11 protein-coding genes are annotated in these 12,482 nt (G+C 67.4%); 7 read left to right on the top strand and 4 right to left on the bottom strand.

The annotated features are described in order from the left end of the window. Positions 1 to 2: 2 nt before the first annotated feature. On the bottom strand, positions 3 to 413 hold the full coding sequence (locus KBY57_RS02080; RefSeq protein WP_254994210.1) for a DUF2605 family protein: 411 nt from the start codon (positions 411 to 413) through the stop codon (positions 3 to 5). Between the two features lie 155 nt (positions 414 to 568). Here KBY57_RS02080 and thrS point away from each other — a divergent pair, with 155 nt between their 5' ends. The 7 genes from thrS (at position 569) to KBY57_RS02115 (ending at position 9,901) form a co-directional block, all read left to right on the top strand. Then, positions 569 to 2,290, top strand: a complete 1,722-nt coding sequence (gene thrS, locus KBY57_RS02085) for a threonine--tRNA ligase (RefSeq protein WP_254994267.1) — start codon at positions 569 to 571, stop codon at positions 2,288 to 2,290. Continuing rightward, complete coding sequence (glk, locus tag KBY57_RS02090; protein ID WP_254994211.1) at positions 2,287 to 3,282, top strand: glucokinase; 996 nt, start codon at positions 2,287 to 2,289, stop codon at positions 3,280 to 3,282. The genes thrS and glk overlap by 4 nt, the downstream gene beginning before the upstream one ends. 42 nt (positions 3,283 to 3,324) lie before the next feature. Beyond that, positions 3,325 to 4,290 (top strand): homoserine kinase, encoded by a 966-nt coding sequence (gene thrB / locus KBY57_RS02095; protein ID WP_254994212.1) that lies wholly within the window; start codon positions 3,325 to 3,327, stop codon positions 4,288 to 4,290. Positions 4,291 to 4,411: 121 nt separating this feature from the next. Next, the gene (locus KBY57_RS02100; RefSeq protein WP_254994213.1) at positions 4,412 to 6,001 is read left to right on the top strand and encodes an NAD(P)H-quinone oxidoreductase subunit 4; all 1,590 of its coding nucleotides are present in this window, start codon (positions 4,412 to 4,414) and stop codon (positions 5,999 to 6,001) included. Positions 6,002 to 6,054: 53 nt separating this feature from the next. Continuing rightward, positions 6,055 to 8,139, top strand: a complete 2,085-nt coding sequence (locus KBY57_RS02105; RefSeq protein ID WP_254994214.1) for a M3 family metallopeptidase — start codon at positions 6,055 to 6,057, stop codon at positions 8,137 to 8,139. Then, a complete protein-coding gene (locus tag KBY57_RS02110) occupies positions 8,139 to 9,227 on the top strand; it encodes a phosphotransferase enzyme family protein (protein WP_254994215.1) in 1,089 nt (362 codons plus the stop codon). The genes KBY57_RS02105 and KBY57_RS02110 overlap by 1 nt, the downstream gene beginning before the upstream one ends. Continuing rightward, on the top strand, positions 9,224 to 9,901 hold the full coding sequence (locus KBY57_RS02115; protein WP_254994216.1) for a DOMON-like domain-containing protein: 678 nt from the start codon (positions 9,224 to 9,226) through the stop codon (positions 9,899 to 9,901). The genes KBY57_RS02110 and KBY57_RS02115 overlap by 4 nt, the downstream gene beginning before the upstream one ends. On the opposite strand, the gene KBY57_RS02120 is transcribed toward KBY57_RS02115, so the two are convergent. The 3 genes from KBY57_RS02120 to KBY57_RS02130 are packed head-to-tail and all read right to left on the bottom strand — an operon-like array spanning position 9,882 to position 12,476. Further along, positions 9,882 to 10,274, bottom strand: a complete 393-nt coding sequence (locus KBY57_RS02120) for a dihydroneopterin aldolase (RefSeq protein WP_254994217.1) — start codon at positions 10,272 to 10,274, stop codon at positions 9,882 to 9,884. The genes KBY57_RS02115 and KBY57_RS02120 overlap by 20 nt on opposite strands. Next, the gene (locus tag KBY57_RS02125; protein WP_254994218.1) at positions 10,271 to 11,572 is read right to left on the bottom strand and encodes a glutamate-5-semialdehyde dehydrogenase; all 1,302 of its coding nucleotides are present in this window, start codon (positions 11,570 to 11,572) and stop codon (positions 10,271 to 10,273) included. The genes KBY57_RS02120 and KBY57_RS02125 overlap by 4 nt, the downstream gene beginning before the upstream one ends. Positions 11,573 to 11,579: 7 nt before the next feature. Next, positions 11,580 to 12,476: an ROK family protein gene (locus KBY57_RS02130; RefSeq protein WP_254987248.1), complete on the bottom strand. Its 897-nt coding sequence runs from the start codon at positions 12,474 to 12,476 to the stop codon at positions 11,580 to 11,582. Positions 12,477 to 12,482 lie beyond the last annotated feature (6 nt).

A 12,482-nucleotide genomic window follows, 5' to 3' on the forward strand; every position in this document is an offset into this window, starting at 1 on the left:
CTCTACTGCGACGGCTCCTCAGAGAATCTGGATCCAGGGGCCCCTGGCAGGGGCAATCCGGCGGGCCACTCCATCTCCGGCAGGGGCACGCCCTGCATCCGCAGGCTGGCCGACAGGTTCCACACCGTGAGCACCAGCTTGTGCCAAGGCGCCAGGGTCTCCATTTCCAGGGCCATCGGGATGGGGGCAGCCTGGCGCAGGCTGCTGGCAGCCGAGAGCTCTTTGCGGGCCAGCTCCAGCCGGTCTCGCAGCTCATGTTGCTGCTCCTCAGGCATCACCGTCTCGGGGCAGTGGTCGAGCAGCACCAGCCCGCGCTCAAACCAGGTGCTGAAGTCGCCCAGCAGGGAACCCAGCAGCTGATCAAGCAGTACCCCAGATGATTCCGGGGCTGGAGGGGGAGAGGAGGAACCCATCTATTCAGCCTAGGAGCGCTGCGTAGGATCGTCCCTCGCCCTTGATCGATGCCCGATCTGTGCCCGTGCCCGTGACCACCTGCAGCGCCGAGCCCGCACCGATCGCCCTGCCCAAAACCAGCGAGAGCGAGCTGCTGCTGCGCATCCGCCACTCGATGAGCCACGTGATGGCCATGGCGGTGCAGAAGCTCTTCCCGAAGGCCCAGGTGACCATCGGCCCCTGGACCGAGAGCGGCTTCTATTACGACTTCGACAGCCCTGATCCCTTCACCGAAGCCGACCTCAAGGCGATCAAGAAGGAGATGATCCGGATCATCAACAAGAAGCTGCCGCTCGAGCGGATCGAGGTGAGTCGGGCCGAGGCCGAGAGCCGGATCCAGGCCCAGAACGAGCCCTACAAACTCGAGATTCTTGCGGGCATCCAGGAGCCCATCACCCTCTATACCCTCGGCGAGGAGTGGTGGGACCTCTGCGCCGGTCCCCACGTGGCCAACACCAGCGAACTGAACGCCAAGGCGTTTGAGCTCGAAAGTGTGGCGGGCGCCTACTGGCGCGGCGATGAAACCAAGGCCCAGCTGCAACGCATCTACGGCACCGCCTGGGAAACCCCTGAGCAGCTGGCCGAACACAAGCGCCGCAAGGAGGAAGCCCTACGCCGCGACCATCGGCGCCTGGGCACCGATCTAGACCTGTTCTCGATCGAGGATGAGGCCGGCGCTGGCCTGGTGTTCTGGCATCCGCGCGGTGCCCGCATGCGCCTGCTGATCGAAGAGCTCTGGCGGGATCTGCACTTCAAAGCGGGCTACGAGCTTCTGTACACGCCCCACGTGGCCGACATCAGCCTGTGGAAGACCTCCGGCCACCTCGACTTCTACGCCGAGAGCATGTTTGGCCCGATGCAGGTGGATGAGCGCCAATACCAGCTCAAGCCGATGAACTGCCCGTTCCACGTGCTCACCTACGCCAGCACCCTGCGCAGCTACCGGGAGCTACCGATCCGCTGGGCCGAGCTGGGCACCGTGTATCGCTACGAACGCCCCGGCGTGATGCACGGGCTGATGCGGGTGCGCGGCTTCACCCAGGACGACGCCCACGTGTTCTGCCTGCCGGAGCAGATCAGCGATGAGATCCTGCGCATCCTCGATCTCACCGAGCAGATCCTCAGCACCTTCGATTTCCGCAATTACGAGATCAACCTCTCCACCCGGCCGGAGAAATCGATCGGCGAGGACGCCGTGTGGGAGTTGGCCACCCAGGGCCTCATCGAGGCGCTGAACCGCAAGGGCTGGGCCTACAAGATCGACGAGGGCGGCGGCGCCTTCTACGGCCCCAAGATCGACCTCAAAATCGAAGACGCCATCGGCCGGATGTGGCAGTGCTCCACGATCCAGCTGGACTTCAACCTGCCGGAGCGCTTCGCGCTGGAGTACGTGGCCGCCGATGGCACCCGCCAGCGGCCGATCATGATCCACCGCGCCATCTTCGGCTCGCTGGAGCGGTTCTTCGGGATCATGACCGAGAACTACGCCGGCGATTTCCCCTTCTGGCTGGCCCCCGAGCAGATCCGGCTGCTGCCGGTCACCGATGAGGTGATGCCCTACGCCGAGGAGCTCCTCGGCCAGCTCAACGCCGCGGGCGTGCGCGCCAGGATCGACCACTCCGGCGATCGCCTCGGCAAGCTGATCCGCAACGGCGAGCAGATGAAGATCCCTGTGCTGGCGGTGATCGGCGCCAAAGAGGCCGATAGCGGCCAGGTGAGCCTGCGCAGCCGCCGCGATGGCGATCTGGGCAGCGTGGCCGTGGCCGATCTGCTCGCGGCCGCGACGGGTGCCAATGCCCACCGCGCCGCGGGGCTGGGGCTCAGCGCACAGCCATGACCACCCTGCTGGCCGGTGACATCGGTGGCACCAAAACCCTTTTGGCGCTCTACGAGCTGGGGGCGCAAGGCAACCTGACCCTGCTGCGCAGCCAGCGCTATCCATCGGCCGACTGGGACGATCTGGCGCCAATGGTGCGTGCCTTCCTGGCTGCCGGATCCCACCAGCCCCCGGCAGCGGCCTGCCTGGCGGTGGCCGGGCCAGTGGAGGGTGGGCAAGCCCAGCTCACCAACCTCAGCTGGCAGCTGGACGAGGCACGGCTAGCGAGCGCAACCGGGATCGGCCAGGTCGCGCTGGTCAATGATTTCGCTGTTCTGATCTACGGGTTGCCCCATCTCGCCGAGCACCAGCAGGCCCCGATCCGTTCGGGGCGGCCCCGGCCCGAAGCGCCGCTGCTGGTGTTGGGGGCGGGAACGGGGCTGGGAGTGGCCTACGGGGTGCCCACGCCCACAGGCCTGGTCGCCATGGCCAGCGAAGCCGCCCATGGAGAATTTGCCCCCCGCAACCAGGCGGAGTGGGAGCTCAAGCAGTGGCTGGCCGCTGAACGCGGTCTGGAGCGGGTGTCGATTGAGCGGGTGGTGAGTGGCACGGGGCTCGGCGAGGTGGCGCGCTGGTTGCTGGCCAGTCGCCACCCGGACGCCGGCCATCCCCTCAGCGCCTTGGTGGATGGAGACGCCTTACCAGCGGCAGTGGCCGCAGCCGCCGCCCGGGGCGATGCCCTGGCCAGCGAAGCCTTGGCGCTCTGGATCAGCTGTTATGGCTGCGTCTGCGGCGATCTCGCCCTGGCCGGCCTCAGCCGCGGCGGGGTTTGGCTGGCCGGCGGTACCGCCGCAAAACTGCTGGAAGCCCTCCAGTCGCCCGGTTTCACGGAGGCCTTTCTGCGCAAGGGACGCCTCGCTGCCGTGCTGGCCGACATGCCGATCACGGCCGTGCTTGATCCCGCGATCGGCCAGTTCAGCGCCGCCTGCCGAGCGCGCATGCTGGTGGCCTGAGATTGGGCGGCCTGAGACACTGGGTCGAGCAGACGTTGTTGCATGGTGCGCCCCCGGGTCGGCCAAGGGGTTGTGGTTCACGTTCCAGCCACCACAGCCAATGTGGGCCCTGGCTTTGACTGCCTTGGAGCGGCTCTTGATCTCGACAACGTTTTCCAGATGCGCTGCATCGAGGGTGGCAGTGAGCGCTTCGATCTGATCATCGAAGGCAGCGAGGGCGCCCACCTACGCGGGGGGCCCGACAACCTGGTGTATCGCTCCGCCCAACGGGTGTGGAAGGAGGCCGGTGAGGAGCCGGTGGCCCTCGAGGCCCGGGTGCGCTTGGCCGTGCCACCGGCCCGGGGCCTGGGCAGCAGCGCCACCGCAATTGTGGCTGGCCTGATCGGTGCCAACGCCTTGGTGGGCGAGCCCCTCAGCCGCGAGAAGCTGCTGGAACTGGCCATCGATATCGAAGGCCATCCCGACAACGTGGTGCCATCCCTCGTGGGCGGGCTGTGCATGACCGCCAAGGCTGCCTCCCACCGCTGGCGGGTGGTGCGTTGCGAGTGGTCGCCGGAGGTGCAGGCCGTGGTGGCGATCCCCGCCATCCGGCTCACCACCAGCGAAGCCCGCCGTGCCATGCCCAAGTCGATTCCAGTGGGTGATGCGGTGATCAACCTGGGATCGCTGACACTGCTGCTGCAGGGGCTGCGCACCGGCAACGGCGACCTGATCACCGATGGCATGCACGACCGCTTGCATGAGCCTTACCGCTGGGGTCTGATCCATGGCGGCAAGGCTGTGCGGGAAGCGGCTCTGGCCGCCGGCGCCTGGGGCTGCGTGATCAGCGGCGCCGGCCCCAGCCTGCTGGCCCTCTGCCCCAAGCCCGTGGCCGAAGCGGTAAGCACGGCAATGGTTCGGGCCTGGCACCAGGCCGGCGTGGAGTCTCGCTCCGAAGTGTTGCCCATCCAGCAGGAGGGGAGCCGCTGGGAGGCGCTGCCCGATCAACCGGCTGGAGCCTCCAGCTGAATCCAGCAATCTAGGTATATCTACTCAACAGTCCTGGGGCGGCTGATAGATTCGTGCGGATTCCAATTGGGTCCGATATCGGTCCTGCCCTGGGAATCACCAGATCTGCAACCGGGCCGTGATGGACGCCAACCTGCCCCTGCTCGCCGCGTCCAGCCCTGCCCTGCCGACCGGGGACAGCGCGTTTCCTTGGTTGAGCCTGATCGTGCTGCTCCCGGCGGCGGTCGCCCTGTTGATGCCCCTGCTGCCAGGAGACGGCAGCGATCCGAAATGGCCGCGCACCCTGGCCCTCGGGGCCCTGGGGGTCGACCTGGCTCTGATGCTGGTTTGCTTCAGCCAGCATTACGACGGCTCTGTCAGTGGCCTGCAACTGGTGGAGCGGGTCAGCTGGGTGCCAGCCCTTAGCTTGGAGTGGTCCCTGGCGGCCGATGGCCTCTCGGCGCCTCTGGTGCTCCTCTCCGGCGTGGTCACGCTGCTCTCGGTTGCGGCCAGCTGGAACATCCAGCGCAAAACCCGGCTCTACTTCGGTTTGATGCTGGTGCAGGCCTCGGCCCAGGGCCTGGTGTTTCTCTCCCAAGACTTCCTGCTCTTCTTCCTGGCCTGGGAACTGGAGCTGGTGCCGGTTTACCTGCTGATCGCCATCTGGGGAGGCAAGCAACGCCAATACGCGGCCACCAAGTTCATCCTCTACACCGCCACAGCTTCCCTGCTGATCCTGCTCAGCGGCCTGGCCCTGGCCCTCTCTGGCGACACCTTCACCTTCAACCTCTCGGAGCTCTCCACCCGCTCCCCTGGAGGCACCTTCGGCCTGATCTGCTATCTGGGCTTCCTGGTGGGCTTTGGCGTGAAATTGCCGATGTTCCCGCTGCACACCTGGCTGCCCGACGCCCACGGCGAAGCCAACGCACCGGTGTCGATGCTGCTGGCGGGGGTGCTGCTGAAGATGGGCGGTTATGCCCTGCTGCGCTTCAACGTGCAAATGCTGCCGGAGATCCACCTGCAGCTGGCGCCAGCCCTGATCGTGCTGGGCATCGTCAACATCATTTACGGGGCGCTGAACGCCTTCGCTCAAGACAACGTGAAACGTCGCATCGCCTGCAGCTCCGTGAGCCACATGGGCTTCGTGCTGCTGGGAATCGGCGCGATCGACGTCCTCGGGCTCAGTGGGGCCATGCTGCAGATGATCAGCCATGGCCTGATCGCCGCCGCCATGTTCTTTGTCACCGGTGTGTTCTACGAGCGCACCGAAACCCTGTCGATCCCCAACATGGGCGGCCTGGCCAAGGCCCTGCCGATCACCTTCGCCTTCTTCCTGGCCAGCTCCCTCGCCTCGCTGGCTCTGCCTGGCATGAGCGGCTTTGTCAGTGAGATCACGGTGTTTCTCGGCGTGACCGCCAACGACGGTTTCACCATCGGCTTCCGCGTGATCACGATCGTGCTGGCGGCCATCGGTCTGGTGCTGACGCCCGTGTACCTGCTCAGCCTCTGCCGCCGGGTGTTTTTCGGCCCCCGGATTCCGGCACTGGCAGTCGTGGGTGACATGCGCCCGCGCGAACTGCTGATCGGTCTGACCCTGCTGGTGCCCACCCTGGCCATTGGCTTCTGGCCCCGGCTGGCGATCGATGTCTATGAAGCGTCCACCAATGCCCTGGCCGAGCGTCTCAGCTCCACCGCCCTGCTCGCCGTGGGCCGGTTGACCGCCCTGGGCTGAACCACGCCACCCCGCTCCGATCGGGTGAAATGGAGGCACTTCCGATCGCACCCATGACCGTGAGCGCTTCGCTGCCCCTGTTGGCTGGCCAGGGTCTGCCCCAGTTTGAGGCGATCACACCGGAGCAGGTGGAGCAGGGCATCCCCGCCCTGCTTGATGCCCTCAACAGTGAACTCACGGCCCTGGAAACGAAGCTGGAGCAAAGGCTGGCCGAGGCCACTCCGCTCGCCTGGGACGAGCTGATGGATCCCCTGCACCATCTCGGCGAGCGCCTGCGCTGGAGCTGGGGGGTGGTGAGCCATCTGAATGGCGTCTGCAACACCCCCGAATTGCGGGCGGCCCACCAGCAGCAGCAGGGCGCCGTGGTGCAATTCGGCAACCGCGCCGGCCAGTCGCGGCCGATCTACCGCGCCCTCGAAGCCCTGCAGCAAAACGCCGCCAACCTCGATGGCACCCAGCGCCGCATCCTGGAGGCCGAGCTGCGCGACATGCGCCTGCGCGGGGTCGGGCTGGAGGGAGCGGAGCAGGAGGCCTTCAATGCCGCCAGCGCCCGGCAGGCCGAGCTGGCCACCACCTTCAGCAACCACGTGCTCGATGCCACCAATGGCTGGAGTCTCACCCTCACCAGTGAGGCCGACCTGGCCGGCTTGCCGACGAGTTTGCGGGAGCTGCTGGCCCAGGCCGCCCGCGATGCCGGCGAGAGCGGCTGGCGGCTCGGGCTCGACATGCCCCGGGTGGTGCCATTCCTCAAATACAGCCAGCGCCGCGACCTGCGCGAGCAGGTGTACCGCGCCCAGGTGAGCCGGGCCTCCACGGGCGAGCTCGACAACCATCCCCTGATCGAGCAGATCCTGCAGCTGAAGCTGGAGCAGGCCCAGCGGCTGGGCTTCACCAACTGGGCCGAGGTGAGCCTCGCCTCGAAGATGGCCGGCTCAGTGGCGGAGGTGGAAGCGTTGCTCGACGACCTGCGAGCCGCCGCCTATCCCGCCGCCCAGCAGGAGCTGGAGGCCCTTGCCGCCTGCGCCGCCCGCCATGGCGCCGACGAGGCCGCGGCACTCAAACCCTGGGATGTGAGCTACTGGGCTGAAGTGTTGCGGCAAGAGAGCTTCGACCTCGATAGCGAAGCCCTGCGGCCCTGGTTCTCCCTGGAGCAGGTGCTGCAGGGGCTGTTCGGCCTCTGCCAGCGCCTGTTCGACATCCGCATCGTCTCCGCCGATGGCGAGGCGCCCATCTGGCACAGCGATGTGCGCTATTTCCGCGTGCTCGATGGGGCCAGCGGCCAAGCCCTGGCAGGCTTTTACCTCGATCCCTACAGCCGCCCCGGCAGCAAGCGCGGTGGTGCCTGGATGGATGAGTGCCTCGGTCGCTCCCGCACCCATGCCGGCGAAGCGGTGCTGCCCGTGGCCTACCTGATCTGCAACCAGAGCCCGCCGGTGGGCGACACCCCCAGCCTGATGACCTTCGACGAGGTGGAAACCCTCTTCCACGAGTTTGGCCATGGGCTCCAGCACATGCTCACCACCGTGGAGCGCCCCCAGGCCGCCGGAATCAACAACGTGGAATGGGATGCGGTGGAGCTGCCGAGCCAGTTCATGGAGAACTGGTGCTACGACCGAGCCACCCTGATGGGCATGGCCCGCCATTGGCAAACCGGTGAACCCCTGCCGGAATCGGACTATCAGAAGCTGCTGGCGGCGCGCACCTTCATGGGTGGCAGCGCCACCCTGCGGCAGGTGCACTTCGCCCTCACCGACCTGCGCCTGCATAGCCAGTGGACGCCGGCTTGCGGCCAGAGCCCGGAGCAGCTGCGCCGCGACCTCGCCCGCTCCACCACAGTGCTCGAACCCATCCCCGAAGACGCCTTTCTCTGCGCCTTCAGCCACATCTTTGCTGGCGGCTATTCGGCCGGCTACTACTCCTACAAGTGGGCCGAGGTGCTCAGCGCCGACGCCTTCAGCGCCTTTGAAGAGGTGGGGCTCGAGCAGGAAGAAGAGATCGTGGCCACCGGCCGCCGCTTCCGCGACACCGTGCTCAGCCTGGGCGGCAGCCTCCCTCCAGCGGAGGTGTTCGAGGCTTTCCGCGGCCGCCAACCCAGCAGTGAGGCCCTGATCCGCCACTCCGGGCTGGTGGCCGCCTGATGGCTGCTGCCGCCCCGGAGCTGGTGGCCATCGCCGAGGCCTTTGCCCTGCCCGGGCCCGTCACCGCGATTGCGCCCCTGGGCAACGGCAACGTCAACGACACCTACCGGGTGGACACCGCCAACGGCGTTTGCTTTGTGCTGCAGCGGATCAACAGGGCCGTGTTTCCCCAGCCCCAGCTGGTGATGGGCAACCTCCAGGTGCTCAGCAACCACGTCCAACAGCGGCCGATGGCGGGCCAACGCTGGGAGGTGCCCCAGGTGATCCCCAACCGCCACACGGGAGAGCCCTGGATGGAGAGGGGGGACCAGTTCTGGCGGCTGCTCACCTTCGTCAACGACGCGGTGACAGTGGATGCCATCACCACCGCGGAGCAGGCTCGGCAGGTTGGGCGGGGTCTGGGGTTGTTCCACAGCCTGATCAGCGATCTGCCCGCCGAGCAGCTGGCCGACACCCTGCCCGGGTTCCACATCACACCCGGCTATCTAGCCGCCTACGACACCACCCTGCAGTCCACGTTGCACCAGCTCTGCGATCGGAGCCAGTGGTGTTGCACCTTTGTGGAGCAGCGCCGCAAGCTTGCCCCGCTGCTGGAGGACGCAGCAACGGCCGGGCGGCTGCAGCTACGGCCCATTCATGGCGATCCCAAGGTGAACAACGTGATGCTCTGCGCCAGCACGGGGATTGCTGTGAGCCTGGTGGATCTCGACACGGTGAAGCCCGGGCTCGTGCACTACGACATCGGTGACTGCCTGCGCTCCGCCTGCAATCGTCTCGGAGAGGAAGCCGGCGATGGCGAGGGGGTGTGCTTCGACCTGGAGCTCTGCCGGGCCGTGCTTCAGGGCTACCTGGGGGCGGCCCGCGCCTGCCTCAGCGCTGCCGACCTCGACCACATTTTCGATGCAGCCCGCCTGATCAGCTTCGAGCTCGGCCTGCGTTTCTTCAGCGACCACCTGGCGGGAGACACCTACTTCCGCACCAGCAGGCCCGGCCACAACCTCGATCGCGCCCGGGTGCAGTTTCGGCTCACCGAAAGCATCGAAGCCCAGGAGGCTGAGATCCGCGCCATCGTCGACGCGCTGCGATGACCAGCATTCCCTTCCGGCTTATCCCGTTTGGGAGCGACGCCCCGGGCCGCGGCTCCAGTGACGCGAGCCTGACGAAGAAGCTCAACATCACCGGGCAGCTGGCGGTCACCGCCGACACCCTCGAGATCGCCTACCAACTCCAGGGCGATCTGGCCCGGCTGAGCCTCCCCGCTCCCGCCAGCCAGCCGGAGCGGCGCGATCTGCTCTGGCAGACCACCTGCCTGGAGCTGTTCCTGGCCCGCCAGGGAGCCAACGGCTACTTGGAATTCAACCTGTCCCCGGCCGGCCACTGGAACGTCTACCGCCTGGAGGGCTACCGGCAGGGATTGACGCCCGAACCGGCCTATCAGCAACTGCCCTTCCAGGTGGAACAGCATGGGGCAGGCTTCACGACGCAGCAACTGACCTTGACGCTGCGCTGCCCACTGCCCCCCGATGTGCAAAGACAAGGCGTTGAAAGAGCTTGTGAAACAGGTTGTGAAACAACTGGTGAATCAGCTTTTGAAACAGCTGGTGCAACTGGGGCCGCCTCAGTTGAACGCCCAGGGCTGGAGGTTGGCATCACGGCCGTCATCCAAGGCAGCGATGGAACCCTGAGCTACTGGGCCCTGCACCATCCAGCCGCCGAGGCCGATTTTCACCATCGCGGTGGATTCACAATTCAGGTGCCATGAGCCAGCGTCGGCGACGCTCCACCGCCACCACGCCACCAAAGCCCGGCACCGGAGCGTGGCATTTGCGCAGCTCCAGAAGGATCGGCACCGGCCCATAGAGCTCCTCCGCCAGATCCAGAATCCGCTCGCTGTAGTGCTCAAGGGTGTGGCAGCAGATCGCTCGGGCCTGGCGCTGCAGGGCGGTGATCAGCTGGCTGTAGTCGAGGGTGTCGCCGAGGGCATCGCTGCGGCCGGCCCTGGACAGATCAACCGCCAGCACGAGATCCAGCTCGAACCACTGGCCCTCGGCGCGCTCCACATCCAGCACCCCCACGTGGGCCCAGAGGCGCAAGCCGCGCACCCAGATGCGATCGCCGCCAACCGCGTCGCTCACAGGGGCAGGCTGCGATGGCTGAACTGGCGCGTGCCGCTGGCGTAGTCGGCGGCGATGTGGCCCTCGCCGCGCAGGCGGTAGCGGTAGGTGACCAGACCCTCCAGACCCACCGGCCCCCGGGGCGGCAGGGTTTGGGTGGAGATGCCCACCTCGGCGCCGAAGCCGTAGCGGAAGCCATCGGCGAAGCGGGTGGAGCAATTGAGGTACACCCCGGCGCTGTTGACCGCGGCCAGGAATCGATCGGCCGTGGCGGCATCCCGGGTGCAGATGGCATCGGTGTGGCGCGAGCCGTAGCGGGCGATGTGATCGAGGGCAGCATCTAAATCCGGCACCACCTTCACGCTCAGGATCAGGTCGGAATATTCGGTGCTCCAGTCGTCGTCGCTGGCGGCATGGCTCACCCCCAACGCCATGGAGGCGGCATCGCCGCGCAAGTCCACACCGGCGGCGGCAAAGCCCGCCACTGCCCTGGGCAGAAACGCCGGGGCGATCGCCGCATCCACCAGCAAGGTTTCGATCGCGTTGCAGGCAGCGGGGTACTGGGTTTTGGAATCCAGCGCCACCTTCAGGGCCAGATCCGGGTCGGCGGCCCGATCCACAAACAGGTGGCAGATGCCGTCCGCATGGCCGAGCACCGGAATGCGGGTGTTGTCCTGGATGAAGCGCACCAGGGCGTTGGACCCCCGCGGAATGATCAGGTCGACCAGACCATCGAGCTTCAGCAGGCCCAGGCTCTCCTCCCGGCTAGTGAGCAGCTCCAGGGCATCGGGGGCGACCGCGCTGCCGGCCAAACCCTGGCGCAGCGCCGTGAGGATGGCCGCGCAGCTGTGGCTGGCTTCCCGCCCCCCCTTGAGCAGAGCCCCATTGCCGGAGCGGATCGCCAGGGAGGCGATCTGCATCACCGCATCGGGCCGGGCTTCAAAGATCACCCCCAGCACCCCCAGGGGCACCGTCACCCGCTCCAGCACCAGGCCTTCATCCAGCTCGGTGTGCAGCTGGCGCCGCCCGAGCGGATCGGCCAGCTCGGCCACCTGGCGCACCCCGGTGATGGCGCCATCCAGCTTGGCGCCATCCAGCTTGAGCCGGGCCACCAGGGCTGGGGCCAGATCCTCGGCAGCAGCGGCGCTGAGATCGGCCTGGTTGGCAGCCAGGATGGCGTCGCGGCTGCGTTCGAGGGCAGCGGCCATCGCCAGCACGGCCTGACGCCGCTGGTCATCGCTGAGCTGGCCCAGGGCCATGGCGCTACGGCGCACCTGGGCCGCCCGGGCGAGCAGGTCGGGGGAGGGATCGGGGATCATCGCGCCATCATCCCAAGCCAGGCCCCAGCCGCTCCAGGGCCAGCCGTGCGGCTCCGAGCCGGCCGGCGCCGTTGCCGAGGCTGCAACGCCGAATCGTCAGCCCCTCCCGACTCACCGCCTGAACCCGCTGCTCCACCTCGCTCCACACCGCGGGCAAAAAATGGGCACTGGCGCCACTCAGGCCGCCACCAATCAGCACCAGCTCGGGCGTGAACACATACAGCAGCGAGCTCACGCCGATGCCCAACAGGCGGCCATAGGCCTGCCACACCGCCAGCGCATCGGCATCGCCGGCATCGGCCCGGCGACAGAGCTCGGCTGGATCCACGCTGGAGAGTCGATCGAAGCCACGACGGCTGCAGAAGGCCTCCAGAGAGCCCCGGTTGCCGCTGTTGCAGGCGGGGCCGTCGGGATCGATGCCGATCAGACCGGGCTCCGCCGCCGCTCCCCGATGGCCGGTGAACAGCTGGCCATCCAGCAGCACGGCGCCGCCCACCCCGGTGCCCAAGGTGAGCAACAGCACGTCGCGCACGTCTCGGGCCGCCCCCAGCCAGTGTTCACCGATCAGGGCACAGTTGGCGTCGTTGGCCAGGGTGACGCGGCACTCGAGCAGGGGTTCGAGCCAATCGGCCAAGGGCACATCCCGCCAGCCCGGCAGGTTGATGGCGATGCGCGCCACCCGGCCGGCCGCATCACTGGGGCCGGGATGGCCCACGCCCACCCGGTCGGCCAGACGCTCGGGATCCAGCTGCTGCACCGCCTCCACAATCGCCGTGGTCACGGCCCCGGGCAAGGCCGGCTGGGGGGTCGGCACCTGCAGCTCGGCCAGCAACCCCCCGGCTTCGCTGAAGCGACCGAGCTTGATGGCGCTGCCGCCGAGATCCACACCGATCAGCTGGTTCATCAGTGT

It is taken from the genome of Cyanobium sp. Aljojuca 7D2 (assembly GCF_024346415.1).
Taxonomy (GTDB): domain Bacteria; phylum Cyanobacteriota; class Cyanobacteriia; order PCC-6307; family Cyanobiaceae; genus Cyanobium_A.

Bases quoted from the DNA above. Each gene is read 5' to 3' on its own strand.
- KBY57_RS02080 (WP_254994210.1), bottom strand. From the start codon at position 413: ATGGGTTCCTCCTCTCCCCCTCCAGCCCCGGAATCATCTGGGGTACTG.
- thrS (WP_254994267.1), top strand. From the start codon at position 569: ATGAGCCACGTGATGGCCATGGCGGTGCAGAAGCTCTTCCCGAAGGCC.
- glk (WP_254994211.1), top strand. From the start codon at position 2,287: ATGACCACCCTGCTGGCCGGTGACATCGGTGGCACCAAAACCCTTTTG.
- thrB (WP_254994212.1), top strand. From the start codon at position 3,325: ATGGTGCGCCCCCGGGTCGGCCAAGGGGTTGTGGTTCACGTTCCAGCC.
- KBY57_RS02100 (WP_254994213.1), top strand. From the start codon at position 4,412: ATGGACGCCAACCTGCCCCTGCTCGCCGCGTCCAGCCCTGCCCTGCCG.
- KBY57_RS02105 (WP_254994214.1), top strand. From the start codon at position 6,055: ATGACCGTGAGCGCTTCGCTGCCCCTGTTGGCTGGCCAGGGTCTGCCC.
- KBY57_RS02110 (WP_254994215.1), top strand. From the start codon at position 8,139: ATGGCTGCTGCCGCCCCGGAGCTGGTGGCCATCGCCGAGGCCTTTGCC.
- KBY57_RS02115 (WP_254994216.1), top strand. From the start codon at position 9,224: ATGACCAGCATTCCCTTCCGGCTTATCCCGTTTGGGAGCGACGCCCCG.
- KBY57_RS02125 (WP_254994218.1), bottom strand. From the start codon at position 11,572: ATGATCCCCGATCCCTCCCCCGACCTGCTCGCCCGGGCGGCCCAGGTG.
- KBY57_RS02130 (WP_254987248.1), bottom strand. From the start codon at position 12,476: ATGAACCAGCTGATCGGTGTGGATCTCGGCGGCAGCGCCATCAAGCTC.